Annotated in this window: 18 protein-coding genes and 4 pseudogenes; 9 read left to right on the top strand and 13 right to left on the bottom strand. The window is 62.5% G+C overall.

The genetic code is table 11. The features are described 5' to 3' along the window. Positions 1-15: 15 nt before the first annotated feature. From AC3WQZ_RS23230 to AC3WQZ_RS23220, 3 genes and pseudogenes are all read right to left on the bottom strand, one after another. A complete protein-coding gene (locus tag AC3WQZ_RS23230) occupies positions 16-453 on the bottom strand; it encodes a MarR family winged helix-turn-helix transcriptional regulator (RefSeq protein ID WP_454749431.1) in 438 nt (145 codons plus the stop codon). A gap of 1,245 nt (positions 454-1,698) precedes the next feature. Next, positions 1,699-2,686: pseudogene (locus AC3WQZ_RS23225) on the bottom strand (tyrosine-type recombinase/integrase); the annotation flags it as partial. 849 nt (positions 2,687-3,535) lie between these two features. Next, a complete protein-coding gene (locus AC3WQZ_RS23220; protein WP_454749430.1) occupies positions 3,536-3,742 on the bottom strand; it encodes a DUF3330 domain-containing protein in 207 nt (68 codons plus the stop codon). Between the two features lie 651 nt (positions 3,743-4,393). On the opposite strand from AC3WQZ_RS23220, the gene AC3WQZ_RS23215 reads away from it, so the two are divergent. The 5 genes and pseudogenes from AC3WQZ_RS23215 to AC3WQZ_RS23195 all read left to right on the top strand — a co-directional run bounded on the left by AC3WQZ_RS23215 (position 4,394) and on the right by AC3WQZ_RS23195 (position 8,457). Then, on the top strand, positions 4,394-4,519 hold the full coding sequence (locus tag AC3WQZ_RS23215; RefSeq protein ID WP_454749429.1) for a hypothetical protein: 126 nt from the start codon (positions 4,394-4,396) through the stop codon (positions 4,517-4,519). 432 nt (positions 4,520-4,951) lie between these two features. After that, positions 4,952-5,251, top strand: coding sequence for a group II intron maturase-specific domain-containing protein (locus tag AC3WQZ_RS23210; RefSeq protein ID WP_454749428.1), 300 nt, complete (start codon positions 4,952-4,954; stop codon positions 5,249-5,251). Between the two features lie 541 nt (positions 5,252-5,792). Then, entirely contained in the window at positions 5,793-6,776 is a 984-nt protein-coding gene (locus AC3WQZ_RS23205) for a tripartite tricarboxylate transporter substrate binding protein (RefSeq protein WP_153956826.1), read from the top strand. A gap of 198 nt (positions 6,777-6,974) precedes the next feature. Beyond that, positions 6,975-7,938 (top strand): annotated as a pseudogene (locus tag AC3WQZ_RS23200) (Tn3 family transposase); the annotation flags it as partial. Between the two features lie 147 nt (positions 7,939-8,085). Further along, on the top strand, positions 8,086-8,457 hold the full coding sequence (locus tag AC3WQZ_RS23195; protein WP_454749435.1) for a response regulator: 372 nt from the start codon (positions 8,086-8,088) through the stop codon (positions 8,455-8,457). A gap of 80 nt (positions 8,458-8,537) precedes the next feature. Here AC3WQZ_RS23195 and AC3WQZ_RS23190 read toward each other — a convergent pair. Then, positions 8,538-11,619, bottom strand: a pseudogene (locus AC3WQZ_RS23190) (transglycosylase domain-containing protein). 431 nt (positions 11,620-12,050) lie between these two features. Here AC3WQZ_RS23190 and AC3WQZ_RS23185 point away from each other — a divergent pair. Then, positions 12,051-12,314, top strand: coding sequence for a hypothetical protein (locus tag AC3WQZ_RS23185; RefSeq protein ID WP_454749427.1), 264 nt, complete (start codon positions 12,051-12,053; stop codon positions 12,312-12,314). A 237-nt stretch (positions 12,315-12,551) separates the two neighbouring features. Continuing rightward, positions 12,552-12,830, top strand: a complete 279-nt coding sequence (locus tag AC3WQZ_RS23180; RefSeq protein WP_454749426.1) for a DUF1488 family protein — start codon at positions 12,552-12,554, stop codon at positions 12,828-12,830. Here the strand turns inward: AC3WQZ_RS23180 and AC3WQZ_RS23175 are convergent. After that, entirely contained in the window at positions 12,783-13,109 is a 327-nt protein-coding gene (locus tag AC3WQZ_RS23175) for a hypothetical protein (RefSeq protein ID WP_454749436.1), read from the bottom strand. The genes AC3WQZ_RS23180 and AC3WQZ_RS23175 overlap by 48 nt on opposite strands. 70 nt (positions 13,110-13,179) lie before the next feature. On the opposite strand from AC3WQZ_RS23175, the gene AC3WQZ_RS23170 reads away from it, so the two are divergent. Further along, entirely contained in the window at positions 13,180-14,190 is a 1,011-nt protein-coding gene (locus AC3WQZ_RS23170; RefSeq protein ID WP_454749425.1) for a sigma factor-like helix-turn-helix DNA-binding protein, read from the top strand. 320 nt (positions 14,191-14,510) lie between these two features. Continuing rightward, complete coding sequence (locus AC3WQZ_RS23165; RefSeq protein WP_454749424.1) at positions 14,511-15,740, top strand: sensor histidine kinase; 1,230 nt, start codon at positions 14,511-14,513, stop codon at positions 15,738-15,740. 475 nt (positions 15,741-16,215) lie between these two features. Here the strand turns inward: AC3WQZ_RS23165 and AC3WQZ_RS23160 are convergent, their stop codons facing one another. The 8 genes and pseudogenes from AC3WQZ_RS23160 to AC3WQZ_RS23125 all read right to left on the bottom strand — a co-directional run bounded on the left by AC3WQZ_RS23160 (position 16,216) and on the right by AC3WQZ_RS23125 (position 23,251). Next, on the bottom strand, positions 16,216-16,779 hold the full coding sequence (locus tag AC3WQZ_RS23160; RefSeq protein ID WP_454749434.1) for an Hsp20/alpha crystallin family protein: 564 nt from the start codon (positions 16,777-16,779) through the stop codon (positions 16,216-16,218). A gap of 252 nt (positions 16,780-17,031) precedes the next feature. Continuing rightward, positions 17,032-18,926, bottom strand: a pseudogene (dnaK, locus tag AC3WQZ_RS23155) (molecular chaperone DnaK). An 87-nt stretch (positions 18,927-19,013) separates the two neighbouring features. After that, positions 19,014-20,636, bottom strand: a complete 1,623-nt coding sequence (gene groL / locus AC3WQZ_RS23150) for a chaperonin GroEL (protein WP_454749423.1) — start codon at positions 20,634-20,636, stop codon at positions 19,014-19,016. 41 nt (positions 20,637-20,677) lie between these two features. Beyond that, the gene (locus AC3WQZ_RS23145) at positions 20,678-20,965 is read right to left on the bottom strand and encodes a co-chaperone GroES (RefSeq protein WP_454749422.1); all 288 of its coding nucleotides are present in this window, start codon (positions 20,963-20,965) and stop codon (positions 20,678-20,680) included. 148 nt (positions 20,966-21,113) lie between these two features. After that, positions 21,114-21,494 carry a hypothetical protein gene (locus AC3WQZ_RS23140; RefSeq protein ID WP_133092923.1) on the bottom strand — a complete coding sequence of 127 codons (381 nt, stop codon included), beginning with the start codon at positions 21,492-21,494 and terminating at the stop codon, positions 21,114-21,116. A gap of 238 nt (positions 21,495-21,732) precedes the next feature. Beyond that, positions 21,733-22,299 (bottom strand): Hsp20/alpha crystallin family protein, encoded by a 567-nt coding sequence (locus tag AC3WQZ_RS23135; RefSeq protein WP_376992162.1) that lies wholly within the window; start codon positions 22,297-22,299, stop codon positions 21,733-21,735. 88 nt (positions 22,300-22,387) lie between these two features. Then, a complete protein-coding gene (locus AC3WQZ_RS23130; RefSeq protein WP_454749421.1) occupies positions 22,388-22,795 on the bottom strand; it encodes an Hsp20/alpha crystallin family protein in 408 nt (135 codons plus the stop codon). Between the two features lie 15 nt (positions 22,796-22,810). Beyond that, entirely contained in the window at positions 22,811-23,251 is a 441-nt protein-coding gene (locus AC3WQZ_RS23125) for an Hsp20/alpha crystallin family protein (RefSeq protein ID WP_492301352.1), read from the bottom strand. Positions 23,252-23,756 lie beyond the last annotated feature (505 nt).

The following is a 23,756-nucleotide window of genomic DNA, read 5'->3' as shown; positions in this document are numbered from 1 at the left end:
GAAAAAAAGACGCGGTCAAGCGCCAGCGAATTTGATAAGGAGTCGGCGGAACTCGATGAACTCCTCGTGGGTGAAATCCTTCAGCCGCACATTCAGCACCGGCGGCACGATCTCCGGGATTTGCGCCGCCACGGCCTGGCCTTTTTCGGTCAGCGTGAGATTAACCACGCGGCGGTCGCTGGTGCTGCGGCTGCGGGCCAAGAGACCCTTGGCCTCGAGCTTGTCGAGCATGCGGGTCATCAGGCCGGTATCGATGCCCAGTAGCTTGCTCAGTTCGTACGGGGTGGCGGCTACGCCACGATCCAGGGATAGCACGATTCCCATTTGCTGACCGCTGATTTCCAGATCCTGCAACGCCGCATCCAGTTCCATCAGCAGCGTGTTGCGAGCGCGGTTCAAGTAGAAGCCAACGCTGTGTGTGAGCTGGAAGTCTCCCTTCCTGTAATGTTCCATCGGGGCTCTCCGCTATTTGCTGGCCCTAACAATAGCTGACATATCAGATACTGACAAGAAGATTTTTGGGGGACTAAAGTGGGTCACTGCGGATGTGTCCGGTAGCGCACAGCGGTCGCGCGGCGGGGCGCTGCAGAGTTATCAAGGATGGGAAGTCGTTTCGACGCGTGCTCCGCAACGCCTCGGTGAACGTACGCGAGCGCACCGTCAAGGCCCTGTGGAGGGCGTTACCGGCATCTTTCGCAGAGCCCGGCGCCCAAAGAGTGCGCGCATGAGCCACGAGGTCAGCGGCGCCGCTTTACTTAGTCGACCGGAGCGTTTCGATGATGGAGCGGCCGATCAGTTACCTGCCGGCAGGAACACTCGGATGACCGCTGTAGCCTGTAATTCGGAATCTGGCCCTCTGGTTAGCGAAAGACAGTGAAGGGTCGGTTGAGACGATCAGCATGAAGTGCCCGTGGCGCTCGATAGTGCGATGCAGCGTTCGATGAGCGCACACCGGATACAAAATTTCCCTTCCAGATCAATGTCTTAAGCCATAATTGGCGAAAATTTCACGAATCCGGCCGACCCTCGCCATCGATCTGAGACGACACAAGTCCTCGGTCATGCTCGCGGTGTACGATGTGCGGGGAGAGCCGTTCCCAGTGGGACGGGACATTGTGGAACCTCAAAATTCGCGCATGGGGGGCCGAAAGTTTTTCTCATCGCCCGTGACGATACTCTCTGGCAGCTGCCAACCATCAAATTCCAGCGGATGCTGCGGGAGCCGGCCAACCACTGCTTATCCATTTTTGCCGGGCAACGCGCACGCATGGCCGATGTGGTCGTCGAACTCGTGGCCAGAGAACCAGTGCGCGTAGTTCGAACAACGTTTTCTATTCTCACGTTCGATGCCGAAGGTCGCCTCGATCCAGGGGCATTCGAAAGGCAGCAATTTGCCCTCGCGGAGTCGGTCGTTGCCCCCGTCTTCGCCCCGTCCGCGGATGAGAGCAAGCAACCTGTCGTCGACGCGTCTGCGCGATTCATTGCGCAAGGGGGGCAATGGGTTCCGTCACAAGCTTTGGTGCGAGCGATCGATGAGGCCGCGTTAGGGCAACGCCGGTGCCTACGCCTGTAGGTAGTCGCACAAACGAGGCGCTTTAGTAGGTGCGTATGCCGGCGTCTACGCGCCGAAACCGGGGGGGTCGATCCATTCGAGGCCGATGGCCCGAGCGCTTCACGAAGGCCAGGGCCAATAAGCGCCTACTGTGGCGGGGCGGGAGCGGTGGGTGGTTGAGCTTGTTGCTCGCCCACGGTGTGCGCATGCCGCCGGTCGTCCTCGGCGTGCAGGTAGATGCCGGTCGTCTCAATCGAAGCATGCCGCGGGTTCTTCTGAATAAAGCGGATATCGGTACCCGCGTCGGCCTGGTGCGAAGCCGCGGAATGGCGCAGCCAGTGCGTCGAGGCACGCGCGCCAGCGTCGCCGCGCCGACCGGATCGCTCGCCTCCAACACGGCGGCCGTCCGCCGGAACACTTCCTTCGCGATCAGATAGACTGCCGTCGGCGTAAGGTGCCGCTGAGCGTCGCCGGCGACGCTCAGGATGGCCGGGCTCAGTTCACCGGGCGCTGGCATCGGCAGCAGGCCGTGGAACGCGCGATAGCGAGCAAACTCGGCCATCAACGCGTCGCTCACGGGCACCTCGCCCTCCGCGCCGCCCTTGCCGACAACGTGTAGCCACCAGCGCCCCCGCCGCTGGACGAAGTCGGCTGCCTTCGCGTGGGCGGCTTCGCTCGCGCGCAGCGCCGTATGGTAGAGAAAGCGCATCGCCCAGCGGCTGCGCTCGTAATGCTGGCACTCGCGCGGCGTGCCTCGAGGCCAGCCCTCGATCGACGCGAGCACCACCTGCCACAGCGCATGATCGAGATAACGCTCGACGCGTCGCGCGCGCGAGCCACGCTTTGAGCGGCTGCGGCGCAGGGCAAGCGGATTGCCGCAAGGTAGCCGGCCGCGACAAGGTAGTCCAACAGACCTGAGAGGATACCGAGCGCCTGACGGCGGCTGCTCTCGGACAGCGGCCCCTCGAACAGCCGCCGCGCGCCCCCGCGGCGCGGCAGCGCCGGGTCGGCCCAGTCGGCCGTCGGCGCGGCCAGAAACTGCTCATAAAGCAGGAAATCCTCGCGCGTGAGGCTGGAGAGCAGCTTGCCCAACGTGCGCGTTGCCCAGACGAGCAGCCGTACCACTTCCTTTCGAGACATCCCGCGCTTCGCGCGCCAAGGACAATGCCGAGGCGTACGTCGGTACCTCCGCGACATTCTCGTGGTGCGGCGAGACCCGGGGTGCTTTGTGCCACCACTGCGGCGTAAGGAGAAAGGCTTGGGACCAGAGCACAAATGGCAACTCTTACTAGGCTTCGGCACGCTCCTCGATTTCTTTGGGGGCAATTCGGCAATCCGCCATTTTGGGACCGTCCAGGCGCCACACCGACTTTTCGGCAAATTCTTGACGCGGTGTCACTTACGCTTACCTTACCCAAATCAGCTGCAATCAGCGATTCCGCGCGCGCAAAGGCCCGTACTGTGAATGGGCCGTTGGCCCGTGGGGGCGTTGACCCCGGCGACGCGAAGGAGTTCGGTATGACTACCTAAGAAGAAGGACGTCTGGCGGCGATCGCAGTGCGAATGGCGATGTCCTCGGGAATTTCCCCCGGCGAACGCGAAAGCCGCACTGGATCTCCGAGAGTGGACGAGATATCTCCTTGGCCACTCTGCGCGACGACGGCTACCCGCAGGCGAACATCGTCAGCTATGCGAACGATCTTATGAGTGAATCGCTACAACAGTGTTGCAATGGCTCCCGGCCGCACGGCTGCGATCGGTCGAAATAGCAACGGTGCGGTTCCGCCAGAACCAGCGCACTGTGCTTATATCCGTTCCACAACATCTTGTGGATGCGTGCAGCTTGCGCACCCGTCTGAATCCAGCGACCGGAAGGCCATATAGTCAGCCTCGAGGGTCTTGGTGAAACCGAGGCATGCACGCAGTCCTACCTGCGGCTAGACTAGGGGGGCGGACAGTGTCCAGAAGTCACCCTGGACTTTCTCATGCCGGTGGCTCGACGGGCGGTGATGCAGTCTCTTGCTGAGCGACTTTCTCTGGGAGCTGGCGGCGCCACTGCGCATAGCACTCCAGCCCGCAGAAGTAGGCGACGTAGTCGCATGCCTCGGGGACGATCGCCTCGGACTTCGGTACTTCCTTCATGCAGACCTCGCAAGGGACGAGTGCTGTGGGTGGGTCAAGCTTTCCCATGGTGCTACTCCTGGCACCGCGGCGGCGACTCCTTAACGGCAATGGCGCTTATGACCGCCGCGTGTGAATCCTGGTCGGGCGAGAACATAGGAGTCGCTATCGACCAGCGCGCTTCATATTCAACATCCTCTCTTGTAGAGCCGCGTGGTTGATCTGCATCAAGGTAAGGCCAGTGCGAGTAATCGGCGCGGCGGCAGCCTGATCCTCAAGGACGTCCGCCATGCCGAAGGCCTTGCGGACGGTTCCGGCGCCGATGCCCCGGTCGTCTCCAACCACGCCGACCGTCGAGGTCAAACGGGCGCGACAAATCGGCGCCGCTTTTGCTTCGTGAGCACTTTGCGCACCGGCTATGTTGAGGTATGGGCATCTACGCGCCACGCTTCGCCGGTCAGCGTTCCCCTCCATAGTCCGATGGGCTGACGCTTTACGTCGGCGCGGCGCGCGCAAGCAGGAAGGTTAGAAACATCCAGCATTGCGGTAAGGTCTCGTTGACCATTAGCGCGCCCTACAACGATTGGAGCGAAATCAGGGCGCTGTCTATGGGCGGGGTTGCACGGGTTCTGCCTGACGATTCGCCCGAGAGCACGCATGCGATGCAATGCCTGCGCTCGAAACTCCCGTCGGGATGGGATGTCGCCACCCGGTGAGCCGATGCAAACTGCCTTCGTCATGATCGTACCAGTTGTCGCCAGCCTGCTCGATTACACGCGAGGATTCGGACACACCGAGCTGGTCGAGATCGGCGCAGCGGACCTGCGCTCCGCGGAAGGTGGTTGAGCCGGGTGGCTGAGAAACCGCACCAGTGACGCCCGCGGGGCGGCCTTCGCAACGCTATCCGCGCTGGCAGGCGCTTATTCACCGGAATGACCACCAAAGCTTGTCGGCCTCATCGTTGCTTGAGGCGACGGCCACCCGATGGGCTGGGCGATGGCTATCCGGCGACGTGCGTGACACCACCGGCTTCTGGTGGCGGTGCCGACAGCGTGGCACGCGGCACGCGGATTTCCTCCGGTCAGTGGCGACAACGCAGTTGCGACTGCTCGCTACCGGGCGCGGCCATCGCCGCCACCTATGGTGCCATATAGCGCAGCAACCGCACCGCCAGCGCGCTGGTAGCGCTGTACCTGGCCGCGTACGGCTCCCTCGCGCTGATGGTGACGGTGCCGAAGAAGTTTCCTGCCGGCGGTAAGCAGCGAGGCGCTCAAGCGGATGCGTGCAGTGGTGCGGGGCTGGCAGTGGTCGTGCCGAAGTCCAGCAACGTTGGCTGAGTTTGCGGAGCAAGCCAATCCGGTCATCCGAGGTTGGTGGAGCTACTATGGCGCTTTCTATCGGCGGGCGATGCGCGGCTTGTTCCGTTACATCGACCGTAGGTTGCAGCGATGGGCCCGGCGCAAGTACAAGACGCTCGTGCGGCGAAAGCAACGCAGCGTGCAGTGGCTACGCACGATGAAGGAGGTCGAGCCATGGAGGTTCATCCACTGGGGATTGGCCGCAGGTACGGCTGGATAACGGGAGCCGTATGAGGCGCGAGTGTCACGTACGGTTCTACGAGAGGCTCGGGGTGCAACTCCTCGGGGCTACTCACCTTGCCCGGGAGACCGGTTTGCTACCCGACAAGCTACTCCGCGCTCGGCGCGTTCTACCGGCGGCTGTGTGCCCGCATGGACAAGCCGCGCGCGAATACCGCGCCATCGCCACGCGCACATCCTTCAGACCTGGAGCCAGAACCGCTTCCTGGATCGCCTGACAATGTTAGGCCCGGCGGTGACCAATCCAGCTTCGCGCTTGCGTGGCTACCCACCCAATGTGTTTAGATATCCAAGCACCAAAAGAGTGCTGTTTATCATGAAACTTCAGATGTAACTGAAGGGCGGAAGGGCACATCAGCCCTCAGCATGCAGCCTGCGCATGCGGGCGATGAAATCGGTGGATAAGCCAGCGTTATCCACCGATCCCTGATAGCGGCCCCCTGACGGCATTGTCATACTGCGCGGACAACCTCGCAGACCGGACCTGACGGATCCGGCGGACATATTAGGAGACAACCCTCATGCAACGACGTCGCTTCTTCCGCGTCGCGCTGGCCGCCACCGGCCTGTCGCTGACTGCATCCCTTGGTACGCAAGCGCTGGCTGCCGACGACTTCCCGACCCGCCCGATCCGGCTCATCGTCCCTTATGGCGCGGGCGGCGTTACCGACCAGGTGACGCGCGCATTGGCTGACGCGGCCAGCCGTGAACTGGGCCAAGCGATCGTTGTGGAGAACAAGCCCGGTGTCAGTGGCACGCTTGGCGCCACGCAGATGGGGACCGCCGAGCCGGACGGCTACACGCTCAGCATGGCGCCCGTGGTGATCTTCCGCCTGCCGCACGTGCAGAAAATGCGCTATGACCCGCTCAAGGATCTGACGTATATCTCGATGATCGCGGACTACAACTTCGCCGTGGCGGTGAAAAAGGACGCCAAGTGGCAGACCATGCAGGAGCTGATCGCCGATGCGAAGGCAAGCAAGAAAGGCATCAGCTACGGTACCACCGGCATCTACGGCAGCCAGCACCTGACTATTTCAGAGCTGGCGCGGGTATCGCAATCGAACTGGACCCACGTCCCATACAAGGGCGACGCCGAGGCCATTACCGCGCTGCTGAGCGGCTCGTCCGATGTGGCCGTGTTGTCGAACACGTTGCTGCCCTATGTGCAGAACGGGCAGATGCGCGTACTGGCGACGCTGTCGGAAAAGCGCGCCGCGGATTTCCCTAACGCGCCGACGCTGAAGGAGATCGGCTATCCGGTGTGGTCGAATTCGCCGTTCGGCATCATCGGCCCGGCGAACATGAAGCCCGCGGTAGTAAAGCGGCTTGACGAGGCCTTCCACAAAGCGCTCAAGGATCCAAAGTTCCTGAACGTGACGCGCCAGTACGGCATGGTCACCAACTACATGAATGCCGAGCAATACGCTGCCTATGCGCAAAAGGCCTTCAAGAGTGAGGGCGAGATCATTGCGCGGCTGGCCGAGGCGATGAAGAACCAGTAAGAGGTACCGCAAATGCTGAGTGCATCCTGGGGTAATAGTCCTTTCCGTGAAAATGGATACGGTTGTCGGGACAATGCTTCGCTATATCAATAACTTGCGAAAGTCCCGCAGTGCCATTTTTCCTAGGCCGTAGGTCGTTGGTGGCATTGGAGATTCGCATCTCAGCGTATCAATCTGCACCGAAAGCACGATCACCCCTTCATGCACCAGCATCCGATTGCCCAACACTGGGGGCGCGCCGATCTGGCGTCGTCGGACATGATGTCACTGGAGACCACGCGCACAGTCTGGCGGGCACGGGCCGATCCGCGCCGGCGCACGAAATCGATAGGCATGTACACGCATGTCCGCGACCGCTGGGGCATCTTCTACGACCAGCCGATCCTGCTCAATGAGCGGCAGGCCGGCGCGGCCATCGAGGGCGTCATCCGCCAGAGCGGATCGGAAGACGTGGCGCAACTTGCAGTGGACACGCACGGCTTTACAATTTCGCGATGAGGCTGTCACGGATGTTGGGCTTCGATCTTTGCCCACGGCTTGCGCATCTTCGCGACCGTCGTTTGCACGTGCCCCGGCATCATGACGTACCGGCCGAACTTTCCGCTGTGACGGATGCCGATGTGCGGCTTGCTCTGATCGAGCATGCCTGGGACGAGTTGGTGCGGATTGCGGCGTCCGTGCAAAGCGGGCAATGCACTGCAGTCCAGGCGCTTTCGCGCTTTGGGGTGGCGGCGCGCGGACAGCCAGTCTATGAGGCTGGCATGTATCTCGGACGGTTGTTTCGTACGATCTTCCTGATCGACTATTTTACGAATACCGCATTTCGCCATGAGATGCAGCACGTGCTGAACCGCGGAGAAGCGGTGCACATTCTCCAGCGGGCGATCCATTCCGGCAAGATACCGATCGAGTTGGCGCGCCATGACGCGTCGCTGGCAGCCGTGTCATCGGCCTTGACCTTGCTATCGAATTCAGTCATGGCTTGGAATACATCTATCTTGAACGTGCGGTGCAGGCACTGATGGGCCGTGGCATGCCAATCGATCCAGCCTTGTTTTCTCACCTGTCCCCGCTGGGATGGGAACACATTAACCTGACCGGCGATTATATGTGGCGCCAAAGCAACAGGCTACGGGTCAGGGAAGTTCCGGCCGTTACGGCTGCCGGAGCGCTGAGAGTCATGCCAGAACGCCATATCGAAAATCTAGGTCGAGATCGGGTCCATCGCAGGAAGCCCCAACGACACCGTTGCATCCACGGCAACCGTTCGCTATGAATAGATGAGAAGCCCAATTGGAAATTGGAACTCGTGTTGCGACGTGCGCTGATTCTCGATGACGATCCCAACGGTGCTTCCGCACTCTGTGAACTGTTGCGGCAAGCCGGCTGGGACGCCCAGTGGTCCAACGACGGCGAGACCATGCTGCGGCTTGCAGCGCTCTTTCAGCCGCAGTTGCTTGTGCTCGATTTGGACATGCCACGAATCACTGGTTTGGAGGTTGCACGGCGCCTGCGTGCACAACCCTGGGCACAGCGAGCCGTGATCGTCGCATTCAGTGGCGGGCGCGGCGACAAAATGCCAAGCGAAGTCCGTGAGGCGGGCTTCGATCATTTCTGCCCCAAGCCTTACCGTCCGGAGTACCTTGAATTATGGGGCGCGCCACGTAGCGGCCCGGGTTGATGGATCCTGGTTCTTGGCTTGTCGGGCGCGTCAAGCCGGCAGAAAGGCCAGGCAGCGGTGACATTTCGTACGCGTTTCGGTCAATGCGCCATAACGCCGACAAGCGGATCTTCTAGAAGTCGGTCGCGGCAACGCAGCAGCGGCTGGTCGCTGCCCGGCACGACCATGGCCGCCACCTGCGGCGCCATGTAGCGCAGCAGCCGCACCGCCAGGGCGCTGGTGTAGCTGTACTTCGCCGCATACGGCTCCCTCGCGCTGATGGTGACGGTGCCGAAGAAGCGCTCACCCAAGACGAAAACAAAGGTGGCTGAGCGGGTCACGGAGCGTGACGCGATCAGCCGCCCGCCCGGGGCATACACTTGGAAGCGCTGGTCGCCCGTGCCGGTCTTGCCGGCCACCGGCAGCGGCGCGCCGCCCTTGCCGGGCACCACGAACGCGCCCCGGATCGACCTGGCCGTGCCCCGCTCCACCACTTCCAGCATGGAGCGCCGCACCAGGGATGCCACTTCGGTCGGCAGCAGTCGCTTGCCCGGCGCCGGCTGCAGGACAAAGCGCGTGGCGTAGGGCGTGTTGGCGGCAAAATCCGGGCTGCGCACCGTGGCCGTCCGAGTGGCCACCCCGCCGTTGAGGAGGACGCCGGCCAACTCCGCCAGCGCGGCGGGCCGGTCGCCCGAGGCGCCGATGGCGGTGGCATACGACGGGGTCAGCGAATCGAAGGGGTAGCCCAGGCGCTGCCAGCGTTTCGCAATGCGCTGGAAGGCGTCCTGTTCCAGTAGGGTGCGGATGCGGTTGTCCTGGCCTGACTTGCTGTGCGAACGGAACAGCCAGCGGTACACCTCCTGGCGCTCGGCGGTGCTGTCGCGCAGGATCTGCGCCAGCGTCGCATCCGGATGGTTGCCCAGGTATTCCACCATCCACAACTCCAGCGGATGGATGCGCGACAGGTAGCCGCGGTCATTGAGGTTGAACTTGTCGTGGCCATACTTGCGGTAGAGCGCCGCCAGGTCTTCGCCAGCGAGCTGCTTGTCCGTCAACCGCGAGCGCATGATGCCGATAAAGCTCACTTCATCCAGGTCCGGTCGCGCGCTCAGCAGCGTCACCGACAGGCGCACCGCGGAATAGTGCGGCGTGCTCATGCGCACGCGGCCAAGCAGGGTTGCCAGGCGCTGGTCCGAATTCTTGCCGCGGTAGTGCTGGTAGAAGCCGGTCATGTAAGCGCTGCCCTCCTGGTCGGCAAAGCGCTCCAGGTAAGCGCGGCGCTCGGGCGAGTTCCGGTCTTCGAAGATGTCGCTCATGTCGGGCTTGGCGTGGAACATCTCATGGCGGACGATGTCGCGCATCAGGCGGATGAAGACCAGGTTAACCGAATGCTGGAAACCTTCGCGCACGGTCATGATGCGCTCGCCTTCCCAGCGCTCGAAATTGCTGAAGCTCTGCCGTCCCCCGCCGGTAAAGAAGGCTTCGCCCGGGTTGCCGGAATACTTACGCTCGAGGGCCGCTTCCAGCATCGGCGTCAGTTCGCGGTCTGCCGGCGAACGCGCCAGGCTCAGATAATCGACCGCCCAGCGGCTGAGCGCATCCTGCTTCGCCAGCTTTACGGCGGCCAGCTCGGCGCGGCTCATGCCGCCATAGCGGCCGTGCAACTCGGTGATGATTTCCAGGTAGGTGACCAGCGTGCGCAGCTTGGCGGTGGACCCCAGGTTGAACCGCGCCCCGCTGTTGACGTCGAACGGCTGGTCCACATTGTCGGCCTGCACCCGCACCACACTGGCATTGCCCACGCGCTCGAACAGCGTGAAGCTGGCCGTCAGCTTGGACGGGTCATCCTGATCGCGCAGCAGGTTTTGGCCGTACAGGCCCATTTTGCGGGCCTCGTCCTTGTCGCGCATGCGCGGCAGGATATCGGTGACGATGCGCTGCGCCTCGCGATTGATGGTGCTGTCTGCGGTCAGGTCCAGCCGGTCCATGTCATAGCGGCTATCGACGCCGGTCACCAAGCCGATGTCCGCGCGCACGCGGTTGACAGCCTTGCGCGTGACGAAGGGCTCCGGCTCAGGCTTGGGTGGCGGCGCCGCCTTGGCCAGCGGCTGCCGCAGCGCGGCGTCGCGCAACGTGGGCGTGATGATGCGGTTGGTCGCCAGCAGGCGCAGGTAGCTGCCAGTCAGCGCCTCGAGGTTGGTGTCGTCGCGGCGCAAGGTGGTAGGAAGGCCGGCGCTGCGCGATGATCAGCGACAGCGCGCGCTTGAACGCCTGCGCCTCGCGGCCGGTGGGCGCGTTCGGGTCCATCTGCGTCATCAGCCGGTTGGCCTCGGCGAAATCCTCGCCATACCAGACCCACAGCGCATCGCCAATGCCGTTGACCTCGCCAAAGCCCACTCGTGCCGACAGCGGCACCGTGTTGAGATAGTCGACCACGATGCGTTCGCGCGCGCGACGCGTGTCCGGCCCGTCCAGGTAGGCACGGAGCGAGGCCGAGGCCATCTGCCGGAACTTCTCCGCGATCGACTGCGTGCGACCTTCCGGCGAATGCCGATACTTCTCGGTCTGCGTGGCCAGCGTGCTGCCGCCAGGCGATTCGTGCGACTTGTCGGCCAGGCGGATCACTTGGTCCATCACCGCCCGTGACAGGCGTTTCCAGTCGAGCGCCGGGTTCAGGTTCGGGTACTCCGGATTCAGCAGCCCCTGGTTCTCCACGAACAGCAGCGCGCCGACCAGTACCGGCGGCACCGCCGCGAAGTTGTCATACTGCCGCTGCGGATAGCGTTCAAACGCCATCGTCAGGCCGTTGCAGTCGCGCAGCGCCAGGCCGGCCTGGCTCTTCTCTCGATACGGGGGGAAGATGCCGTAGTCCATCAGCCGAACCATCGCAGGCGACATGCGCGCCTGCTCCGCTGGCACGTAGCCGTGTTGCGTCAGCCGCTCGGTGAAGCCCGGCATCCGGCCGTAGCCCAGGCGCGCGTCATAGGGGCCGGAATGGGGAAAGCGGATGCTGTCGCTGGCGCCCGGCTGCACCTCGAAGCTCAACTGCCCGGTGAAGCGACCAAGATAGTGCGCCTGCCATTGCGAATTGCGCACTTCGTTTGCAACAAGGCCGTAGGCGACATAGCCACCCCCGCACAGGGCGACTGCCACGCCTGCGAAAATCCAGCCACGACGCGACACTTCTTGGCGATCCGATGCTACCGACGCCCGCCGGCACGGGGATCATGCCGGCTCCAAGCGCAAGCGAGGCGGGCCGCCTTCGCGCGCACCGCCTATCTTAATATTACAAGAGCGCAGGCGCGCTGCAAGCGCGTGGCCGCGCGCCACGCTACCGGCCGTGATGGCCGGGGTGAGCGCGGGCCTCGTATGGAGACGGTCGCCAGGGAGTCGCTGCCAGGATCGCGCAATCCTGACCGTATACCCATGCCGGGCCAGTGGCGTTGCGACGGAGCGTGCGTGGGCGGGCGCCGCTTGCCAGGTGCGCTAAGCTGGAAGAGTTGGAGGCGAAGCCAGGCTTGGCCTCCGATTGCTTGCCGCAAGCGTTCCTGTGACCAACACCCGCGGACGGGTGGATTCGGTAAGGCGCGCAGCCACATCATGGAGATATTGCCATGCCTACAACCAAGAGCGATTCGCAATTGGCGAGCGCGAGTGAGATCCGCGAGATTGTGGGGCCCGTTGACGGCGAAGTCATCGCACGAATCCTGGAGATCGAGCCGACCGTTGAGGATGTGCGGCGGGCCTACCAATGGTTGCGAGCCGACGAACCTAGGTTGCGCAACTCTGAGTCCAGCTTGGGACGCAAGGCGGAAGAGGTGTTCGAAATTCTGGACGACGAGCTGCCGGATTTCGATTCGTCGGGCCGCTCAGGGTAGCCGCCGGTCGGGGGCATTGCGCGCCCGACAAGCTCATGGGGCCATCAACGCAAACGATAGGCCGTGCGTGGTGCCTGACGCCGGCCGCATAGCCGGCAATGCTGATGAACCAGAAAGCCGCGCCGCGAATCGTGTGCTTCGCGACTTTGTAGTCCGTCGGAATCTGCCTACACTGGCAACAAATCGGCGCGGCGACCGTGTTCGCTTGCAACCTCGGTTTCGCTCCTGGTTATCGCGATGCAATACATTGACTTTCCTCGCACCGAACCGCGTTTTCGTGCTGCCGACTTGAGCCTCGAATGCGCCGCTCGCGTGGATGGAACGCCCGCGTGCTATGCCATTACCGCGGAGGCGCTTGAGAATCACGTTGGGGCGCGTTCGCATCGGCCAGAGGATCTGGTACAGGCCCTACAGGGACATCGCGATGATATTGAATGCGTCGCACGCACCCTATTCGACTTGACTGGATCACGCAATATCGTGCTGCACAGTGGGCATTTCCGTTTCGCCCTGTAACGGCCGTGCATTGGGGATCGGATTGGTTGCGTGCGCCTGAACCGGCACACCCACTTGCGAGTTTTGGTTAAACGGCGTGGTGCCAGGTGGAGCATGCAAGAGTTTGTCCTTGGTGTTTTGGCTCAGGCCAGCCGAAGCGGGCAACTTCAGCACAACACCAACTGGGCCCCCGGGGAATGCGGCCGCAAGCGTGCTGGCGAGGCCCTTCGTGAAGAGGAGTTGGATGTTGGCAGCAATCGTCCCGCGGCGCGATTGGCTATTGCAGCCGACTGCGTTCAATTCAGGGCGCGTTAGCCAGCCAGGGCACCCGACATACGACCACGTGGATCAAACACATTGCGGGGATGTCGTGAAACTGCTGGTGAGATACCAAAACATCGCCGAGGCCTCGCACGCGCGGTGCGAGCAGATGCTCACTGAGTCTGCTGCGCACTATCTCAAGCGTCATCTCAAACGGTTCTTGGCGGAACGGGTGCTGCTGCGCGCCGATCTAGCGATGGACGCCGCCCACCCCTCCTATCATGTCAGGCTGCGGCTGGCGCTGCCGCGTGGCACGTTAGTTAGCACAGAAGACGGGAAGTCGATCCGAAGCGCGCTGAGGGCGTCGTTTGTCGACCTTGAGCGCCAGATCGAGCGCCACCTCGCACGCCTGCGCCGGGAGGATACTTGGCGGCGCAAGCAGCGCCGTGAGGGGCTGCGACGACTGAAGGCCGCCACCGCGGCGGCGACCCCGGCGGAATCGGCACGTTTCGACGAACAGGTTCGGGCACTGCTGTCGCCACTCCGACGCTTCGCGCAGCGCGAGCTGTCCTATCTGCGGGCGCGCGGCGACTTGGCAGAAGCAGACCCGGCCTTGGACGATGTGGTCGATGAGACACTCACTCGCGCCCTCGAGCGACTGAACCAGGCCCCGCAGGTGGTACTGAGCGAGCATGAACTGCATGGGCTCGCGCTGGCCGTGCTGGAAGCTGAGGTTGCGCGGCGGCGCAGCGAAGAAGGCCGCTGGGTCTCGCTCGAGGCCAAGGCCACGGATCTGCCGGCACGCCCTCAAGATGAGATTGATGACGCGGTGTTCGAGTACTGGCAACCGGATGAGTTGCTGCGCATGGAAGACGTGGTGCCTGACGCTGCCATTAGCCCTGACGCGCTAGCCGCCCGGAACGAATTGCACGAGATCGTCGGCAAGTTGCTATCGCAGCTGCCTAACCAGTGGCGTCGAACTGTGCTGCTAGCACGCGTAGATGACGTTCCAGTGAACAACATTGCGCGCTTGCTGAACACACCGGAAGGCGAAGTGCGAAGCTGGCTGGATCATGCCGATGCCTTTCTCAAAGCCAGGCTCGAAGAGGTCGGGCTGTAACCCATGAGTGGGACTGGCCAGAAACGACACAGGCGAGCAAGTGGCGGTACCGAACGGAGGACCAACTGCTGACACCTGAGCACATGTCGGGATTGGACGTGGGTACGCCGGGTCTGATGCTGGCCGGGGCGCTATTGCTCGGGGTCACTAGGTTCCACGGCGAGTCTGAGCTTGATACTGTGTAGATTGGCCGTGCATCACGTGAGTCCCGTTCCAGAGGGCCGGTCTGACGGATAATCAAGTCATGCCGCCTCCTCTCTGGTCTCGCGGCAATCCGTCCGGGCCAACCCTCGTTTCCCATTTGCCGACCCAATCTGATCATGCCCGACCTGCAACCGGCGCCGCTTCGCGGCTTTGCCGCCTTTCTCCAGCAGCGCCGAACCGCCCTGACTGAGCGGTGGATGCGCGCGGTATCTGCGGACGACATCCTGACGGAGGCTGACCGGCTGACGTACGAACAGCTCGCTGACCATCTGCCCCAGATTTTCGACGGCATCTGCGTGGCGCTCGAGGCGGAAGATCTCGACCAGGCCGAGCCGGCAATCGGACGGGATGCGCGTCAGCACGGCAATGTTCGCTGGCGCCAGGGATACCAAATCGTGGAACTGGTGCGTGAGCTGGACCTGTTCGGTCAGGTGCTGGATGACGCGCTCGACGAATATGCGCAGTCGGTCCCGAGCTTCAGCCGGCAATACGAAGCCCGCGCGCGTCGCCTGATCGATGAGGCGCGCAGTTTCGTGACGCTGACTTCGATCCGGGAGGTCGTGTCCGAGCGAGAGCGCAAGATCGACCAATATACCGCCCGTCTCGAGCGCGCCAATCATGATCTCGAACTCAGGCAGCGGCTGGTAAGCGAGCTGCACGAATCGCGCATGCAGATCACGCGCAGCGTCGTCCACGACCTGCGCAATTTCCTGAACGCGTTCTCAATTGTGCTGCAACTGATCTCCCGAGCGCCGGCAAAAACGGAAACCGGCGTTGCATTGGCGAGCCGGCAGGCTGCCGACATGAAGCAACTGGTCGACCAGATGGTGGAGTATTCAGTCGTCCTCGGCGACGTCTCACCTGTCCTCCCCGAGACGGTTGACCTGGGCGAGCTATTCGACGAACTGTTGGCGACTTCACGTCCGCTGGTTGAAGCCAAAGGCTTGCGGCTCGAAGCCGAGCGTGATCCCGGGTTGAGTTCCGTTCGCTCGCACCGGCTCCGGCTTAAGCAGGTGGCGACGAATCTGCTGTCGAACGCCCTGAAGTATACGCCCGCGGGCGAGGTTCGCCTGACGGTGGGCTGGGTGGACGCGGATCACTGGTATCTGCGGGTGTCGGATACGGGCGTGGGCATCGCGCCATCTGACCAGGCACGCGTGTTCAACGAATTTGAGCGGGCGGCAGAGGGAGACATCCCGGGCACCGGACTGGGACTGGCAATCGTGAAGGAACTCTGCCGGACGCTTGAGGGCGTCATCCTTTTCGAATCGCATAAAGGGCGCGGCACAAGCTTCGAAATCCATTTCCCGGTGAGGCTCAGGGAGCCGGAGACAGGCGGGGGCTGAATGCGGCCCGGTGATCACCTGTCGGCGAGATTGATGAAAGGCATTAGGTCACTTGCGGGCACGAGAGCGTTACTGTTCTACGCGATGCTGACCGGTCGTCGTGTCCTTCGACTGCTCCAGCTCTGACGGCGTTGACCATGGTATCAGGCAATCCTCGCGTCTCGTCGGGTCACGCGCTGCGCCGGGGCCGAGGCGAAGGAGCTTGCGTGATGGGGGCAATGGTGGTGCGGTTGTTTGCGCGGGCGATTGCGACAATCTTCGTGGCCGGCCACTATCGTTGTGAGCAGCGGCTCAGGAATCTCGACCACGCCGACCGGCGCCACTGGACCGGCCGCGGCGCTAGTGGCCTGATCCGGTAGGTCGTGAGTCGAACCAGCGACCAACGGATCAACAGTCCACTGCTCTACCAGTTGAGCTAATGGCCGGCCCGCACGATATCCGCCCGCCACCAAGACACATTTCTTGCCTGCTTGCCCTAGCCAATATCGATCGTGCGACGCGCGGATCGCGCCGGCTCCGATTTCGGCACGGTCAACGTGAGCACACCATTGTCAAACTTTGCCAGGGTGTGATCGGGGTCGGCGTTTTCCGGCATGGGAATCGTGCGCACGAAGCTTCCATAGGCGCGCTCTAGCCGGTAGCAGCCATCCTCCTCGCTGCGCACGTCCTGCTTTTTCTCGCCGCGCAGCACGATCGCCCCGTCCTCGACGCTCACATTCAGGTCCTCGCGCTCCATCCCTGGCAATTCGGCGGTCACGCGCAGCACCTGGCCTTCGTCGACCACGTCGATGCGCGGCTGGAAGCGCGATGAACTGAAGTCGCCAAACCATCGCTCGAGTGCACCACGGCCCGCAAACGGGTCATGAAAGAACTCCTCCACTGCGCGCCACGGTTCGCGTGAGAACAGTCGCGGAATGTCAGGCCGAGAGGCACGCCATTGTTCGCTCGCCGGCGGGCTTTCCGGGCTGTCCCCATCGGACTTGCGGGCCGCCCCGCGAAGGAACTTGAAGAGATTCCACTTTTTCGGGTCGGTGTTCATCATATCCTCCTCTAAGAGGTCTGGCAGGAGAACCGGATTACAAGTCGGTGTCAGCCGCATCGTCGATGATCTGTTGGCCGTAGAAAACCACTGATGTGCGGTTTCCTGACGGTACATAAATTGCGCACGGGGAAAACTCCCTGAAGACATCTCACAGATGGCAGTTGCAGAAAGCAGGACCGGTATATTTTCGGTACGTTATGACAGCCGTAGGGATTGGTCTTCGGTTCTATGCGAAGGCGTCAGTCGTTGCTAACCGGTTTGACAAGCCCCTGGCTTCTCAGCGCTCGCCTCTTTCGCGTCCGCCGCGCGATCGGAGCCAGTGTCCGGCTGAGCCTGAACGTCCGCATAGACCTTTTCACCGAGTTTCAGCGAGGCCGTGGCCAGGGTCTGCGCCCTGGCCTCGATTTCGGCCTTGTCGGAGGTCTTCAGTGCCGCCTCAAGGTCCTTGATTGCGGATTCGATCTTTTCCTTCTCGTCCGCGTCCAGCTTCTCGCCGTATTCGGTCAGAGCCTTGCGCGAACTGTGTGCCAGCGCGTCGCCGTGGTTGCGCGCATCGACCAACTCCCGCTGTCGACGGTCTTCGTCAGCATGAGCCTCGGCGTCCTTCACCATGTGCTGGATCTCGCCTTCAGACAGGCCGGAGTTGGCTTTGATGGTGATCCGGTTCTCCTTGCCAGTAGCCTTGTCCTTCCCCGACACGTGCAGGATGCCGTTGGCGTCGATGTCGAACGTCACCTCGATCTGCGGCATGCCGCGCGGCGCCGGTGCAATGCCCTCCAAGTTGAACTCGCCCAGCATCTTATTGCCCGTAACAATCTCACGTTCGCCTTGGTAGACCTTGATGGTCACTGCCGCCTGGTTGTCGTCGGCGGTAGAAAAGATCTGAGAAAACTTGGTCGGGATGGTGGTGTTTTTGGTGATCATCTTGCTCATCACGCCACCTAGGGTCTCGATCCCCAGCGAAAGCGGGGTGACGTCAAGCAGCAGCACGTCCTTGCGATCACCGGCGAGCACCGCGCCCTGGATCGCCGCACCCACTGCCACCGCCTCGTCGGGGTTGACGTCCTTGCGCGGCTCGCGGCCGAAGAACGCTTTGACCTTCTCCTGCACCCTGGGCATGCGGGTCATGCCGCCCACCAGAATCACGTCGTCGATCTTTTCGACCGCGATACCGGCATCCTTGATCGCGATGCGGCACGGCTCCATCGTGCGCTCGATCAGGTCTTCGACCAGAGCTTCGAGCTTGGCACGTGTGAGCTTCAGGTTCAAATGCCGCGGCCCGCTGGCGTCGGCCGTGATGTACGGCAGGCTGATTTCCGTCTGCTGGCTCGACGAGAGCTCGATCTTGGCCTTCTCCGCGGCTTCCTTCAGGCGTTGCAGCGCCAGCAGTCGACCCCTTGGTCTTTCTTGAACTCGCCGATGATGTAGTCGATGATGCGCTGGTCGAAGTCTTCGCCGCCCAGGAAGGTATCACCGTTCGTCGACAGCACTTCGAACTGCTTCTCGCCTTGCACGTCAGCGATCTCGATGATGGAAATGTCGAAGGTGCCGCCGCCCAGGTCAAACACGGCGATCTTGCGGTCGCGGCTTTCCCTCTTGTCCAGGCCGAACGCGAGCGCCGCCGCGGTCGGCTCGTTGATGATCCGCTTGACGTCGAGGCCGGCGATGCGGCCAGCATCCTTCGTCGCCTGGCGCTGGCTGTCGTTGAAGTAGGCGGGCACCGTGATGACGGCTTCGGTGACGGGCTCGCCGAGATAGTCTTCGGCGGTCTTCTTCATCTTGCGCAGCACCTCAGCCGAGACCTGCGGCGGGGCGAGCTTCTGGCCTTGCGCTTCGACCCATGCGTCGCCGTTGTCGGCCTTCAAGATCGTGAAGGGCATCAGGCCAATGTCCTTCTGCACTTCCTTTTCCTCGTAGCGGCGGCCGATCAACCGCTTGACGGCAAACAGCGTGTTCTTTGGATTCGTGACGGCCTGCCGCTTGGCGGGTGCGCCGACGAGGATTTCGCCGTCATTCATATAGGCGACGATCGAAGGGGTCGTGCGCGAGCCTTCGGCGTTCTCAATCACTTTGACCTGGTTGCCTTCCATCAGCGCCACACACGAATTCGTGGTGCCGAGGTCAATCCCGATGATCTTGCTCATGATGTCCAAGCGCCTGGCGCTTCCTGGTAGGAAACTCCCTGTAAATCCACAGCCGTATGGGACTCGCCGCACGCCTTGCGTGTCTCGTCAATACTCCAGCTCCGATGACACCGCGGCGGCTTTGCCGTGGTCTTTCGGCATCTCTGCCACGGTCGCGTCCGTGGTCAGAATCAGTCCGGCGACTGATGCCGCGTTCTGTAGTGCGGTACGGGTCACCTTGGTTGGGTCAATCACGCCCATCTCGAACAGGTCGCCGTATTCACCGGTGGCCGCATTCCAGCCGAAGTTGCCGTCATGTCCGAGTACCCGGCTAAGCACCACCGATGCTTCCTCGCCGGCATTGGCGGCGATCTGCCGCAGCGGCTCGTCCAGGGCACGCAGCACGATTCGGATGCCGGCTTCCTGATCGGCGTTGGCGCCCTGGAGCGGCGCAAGCTGGGCGCGGGCGCGCAGCAGCGCGACGCCGCCGCCCGCAACGATGCCTTCCTCGATCGCGGCCCGCGTGGCGTGCAGAGCGTCTTCGACGCGCGCCTTCTTCTCCTTCATTTCCACCTCAGTGGCGGCGCCAACCCGGATCACCGCTACGCCACCGGCCAGCTTGGCGACCCGCTCCTGCAACTTCTCCTTGTCGTAGTCGCTGGTGGCCTCGTCGATCTGCCGCCGTATGGCCTTGATGCGGGCCTCGATTGCTGCGGGTTCGCCCGCGCCGCCGACGAGGGTCGTGTTCTCCTTCTCAATTTCGACGCGTTTGGCATGCCCCAGATCCTCCAGCACGACATTCTTGAGTTGCTTGCCCGTCTGTTCCTCGATCAGCGTGCCACCGGTCAGGATGGCAATGTCTTCCAGCATGGCCTTGCGCCGGTCGCCGAAGCCCGGAGCCTTCACCGCGGCGGCCTTGAAGGTGCCGCGCAGCGAGTTGACGACCAGGGTCGCAAGTGCCTCGCCTTCCACGTCTTCGGCCACGACGAGCAACGGCTTGCCGGTCTTGGCCACGGCCTCGAGCACCGGCAGCAGATCGTGAATCGCCGATATCTTCTTGTCATGCAGCAGGATATACGGCTCTTCGAGCATGACGGATTGCTTCTCGGGCTGGTTGATGAAGTAAGAGGCCAGATAACCGCGATCGAACTGCATGCCTTCGACCACCTCCAGCTCGCTCTCCAGCGACTTGCCGTCTTCAATCGTGATGGCCCCGTCCTTGCCGACCTTGGCCATCGCGTCAGCGATGATCTTGCCGATCGTCTCATCAGCGTTGGCGGAGATCGCGCCGATCTGGCCGATCTCCTTGCTCGTAGTGCAGGGCCGGCTCAGCTTACGCAGCGCCTCGACGACCGCGCTCACGGCCAGGTCCATGCCGCGCTTCAGATCGATCGGATTCAGGCCCGCCACCACGTCCTTCATGCCCTCCTGAACCATCGCCTGGGCCAGCACGGTGGCGGTCGTGGTGCCGTCACCGGCCACGTCGGATGTCTTGGCCGCAACCTGCTTGACCAACTGGGCCCCCATGTTCTCGAACTTGTCGCGCAACTCGATTTCCTTGGCGACCGATATCCCATCCTTGGTGATCAGCGGCGGCCCGAACGATCGCTCGAGGACCACATTGCGCCCCTTGGGGCCGAGCGTGACCTTGACCGCGTTGGCCAGCAGGTTGACTCCCGCCACGATGCGGCGGCGCGCGGACTCCTGAAATTGGATCTCCTTGGCTGCCATGATGAGACTCCTCGCGAGACGCTAACCTTCTGTTCCTTCCTCTATTCGACGACGCACAGAATATCCTCGTCACGCATAACCAGCACCTCCTCGCCTTCAAGCTTGACGGTGGTGCCCGCATACTTGCCAAATAGCACGCGCTCGCCAATCTTCACGCTCGGCGCGCTGACATGGCCATCGCTCAGGCGCTTGCCGGGGCCGACAGCCAGGACTTCGCCCTGGTCCGGCTTTTCGGCGGCGGTATCGGGAATGACAATACCGCTGGCCGTCTTGTGTTCTGCGTCCAAGCGTTTGACGATGACGCGATCGTGTAGTGGACGGATGTTCATAGCCTTGCTCCTCGTCCGATCACTGTGATCATGAGTTTGTCCGGCCGATCGGGTCGTGTCCGGGCCGCCGTTCAGGACATTCACGTGTCAACGCCGGCGTCTGGATTCAAACCACAAGCATTATTGGCCAGGAACCGATCCTGGCGCTTCACTGAATGGCCGGCACGGTGCCGAGCTTCTCTGCCAGCATCCGCTCATATACGCCAAAATGCACATCCACCTCTGCCTGACTGACGACGACAACGTCAATCGTGATCTGCTCGGGCGCCAAGCCGAACATGGTGGCCAGTGCCACTTCCAGGTGGGGGGCCGCCACTCTGTCCTTTTCGAACGTCGTGCCGATGCTGATCACGTAAGCATCGCCTTGCGCCGTGACGTCGACCAAACGGGCCCGCGCGCTGAGGTTGTTATCGATCGCGACTGTGACCAACTCCGCTACGCGCCGCGTCCGCTCGGTAGGAAAGCCGCGCGTGCACTTGAGCCGCACCCGATGCCTGCCTAGCGTCACCCACTCAGAATCGAATTCCATCGAAGTCTCCATCTCTGGAAGTGTTCACCGCGCAAATAGAGGCCAGTCCGGCGATTTCAAGACCTCAGCGTCGCACGTGGATTCGCTGCAGTTGCAAGCCAGCACCGCGCGCTCCGAGCGCCGCCTATGCCAGAAAGGGCCTCGGACGCGCTACCTTGCATGGCCAGCTGGAATCTCCCAGCTGAGCGCAGCAGACTCACGCGAGTCTATGCCCTTGACGCAGCTCGCCATCTTCCGCTCACTTCACCTCGATCTTCTTCACCGCAGATTGCGACGAGCCGGTCTTGGGTAGACGCAGCGTCAATACGCCTCTGTCGAACTTCGCATCGATGTGATCGAGGTCGACGCCATCGGGCAGCGGGATACTTCGCATGAAGGCGCCGTATGCCCGCTCCAGGCGGTAGCAGCCGTTTTCCTCGCTCCGAATGTCCTGCTTCTTCTCACCTCGCAATACCAGGGCGCCATCTTCGATGGTGGTCTGCAGGTCCTCGCGATCCATGCCGGGCAGCTCCGCCGTGATCCTCAGCGCCGTGCCATCATCGACTACATCGATGCGAGGTTGGAAGCGCGACGAACTGAAGTCACCGAACCATCGATCCAGGCCGCCGAAGCCCGCGAAGGGTTCATGCAGAAACTCGCCCATCGCACGCAGGGGATCGCTTGAAAACAGCCGTGAAACGTCGGGCCAGTCCGGTGTCCAGTGCCTTGGCGCGGGAACGTTCGACGACTCGCCCGTCGGCTGCCTATCCTCTGTCGATTTGCGTAGGAACTTGAATGGGTTCCATTTGCCCAGGTCTGTTTTCATCTTGTCCTCACCGACGTATGTCCAGCCCATTTCCGCGGGTACTGCGGTGGCGCCCTTGCAGACAACACCGGTACCCGGCGGCGGCAACTCACGCCACGTTGACTGCAATGCGGCGCGGACGCGCTTCGTCGCGACGCGGGATGGTCAGCTTGAGCACGCCGTCCTGCAGGTTCGCCTCGATCTTCGACGCGTCAAGATCGGCACTCAACGAGAAGGCGCGTGCGAAGTGCGGCTGGCGAATTTCCGCGTGCTGGACCCGCAATCCGGAGGGGGTTGGCACGACCGCTTCCGCCTCGATATGGAGGTTGCCGTCGTGGACATTCACCTCGAGCTTGTCCTTGGTCACGCCCGGAAGGTCGGCCCAGAGGGTGACGCCATTGGCGTCCTCCACAATGTCAACCGCGGGGAGCAGCGTCATCGTCGGCGACGACCTGTCCTCCTGGCTCTTTGCCACCGCGTTCTGGTTGCGTTCCACCATTTCGGTAGTGTCGTTCATGGCTTTCTCCTGGCGTTACTGGACCGTGATCGCCCGGGGCTTTGAGGCTGCGCGCTTGCCAACACTGATAGACAAGCAGCCGTTGGCATAACGCGCCTGGACTTTGTCGGGGTCAGCGCTCTGCGGCAATTCGACCACACGTCGGAACGTGCCGGTGAATCGCTCTTGCGCATACAGCCGGACCTCGGGATCGTCCGCAGCTTGCGCCGCTTCACGCTGGCCGCTGATGGTCAGCAAGCCCTTGTCGATCGACACCTCGAACTGGTCTGGCTTGAGCCCGGGTGCGAACGCGACAATCTCGATGGAATCGTCCGTGGCGCCGATATTGACGGGCGGAAATGCCCCGAAGCGGCCGGAGCGGATGCTGGATGGGAAGCCGCCGAACAAACTCGCCATCTGCCTTTGCATGCGGTCGAGTTCGCTGAAGAGGTCGGTTCCAAAGAAAAGATCGCTCATGGTCGTATCCTCCTTCGATGCAGCAAGGAGGCGAAGGGGCATACGCGCTCCCATCCACCTGCCAAGCTGCTGGCAAACAAACAGAAACACGCAGCGCGCAATGGTCGCGACTGCCTGAGCGAAAATAAAATAGTAATTGGGCAGCCAAATTTCAAGGGGACCGGCCGGCGCCGTTCCGCGAAAGCGACGCCGGGCGATTCGTGCTTCCTTGATCACGTTCCGGCACATTCGCTTGAATTCCATCAGCAGGGGTGCTCTTACACGGCCACGTCTATGTGCTTGATATGGCACCTCTGTCGTGCGCCGGGCGAAGTAGACGCGGTTTAACGTTGTGGGGGCTCGCTCATCTCCGCTCTCGGCACCGACGAAGGGGAAGCGTCTGCGTCCGAGGCTGACACAGCGAAGCGCATTCTAAACAGGGCGCTGTATCCCCACGCTGCCAGCGCTTGACATCGGCGATAATCGTGGCCGCATCGGCATGACGGGGTATCGAACGGTCGTGCCA

Source organism: Cupriavidus sp. FW305-26 (assembly GCF_058787975.1).
Note: the sequence above shows the minus strand (reverse complement) of the source record. Positions and strands in the feature narration are given on the sequence as shown.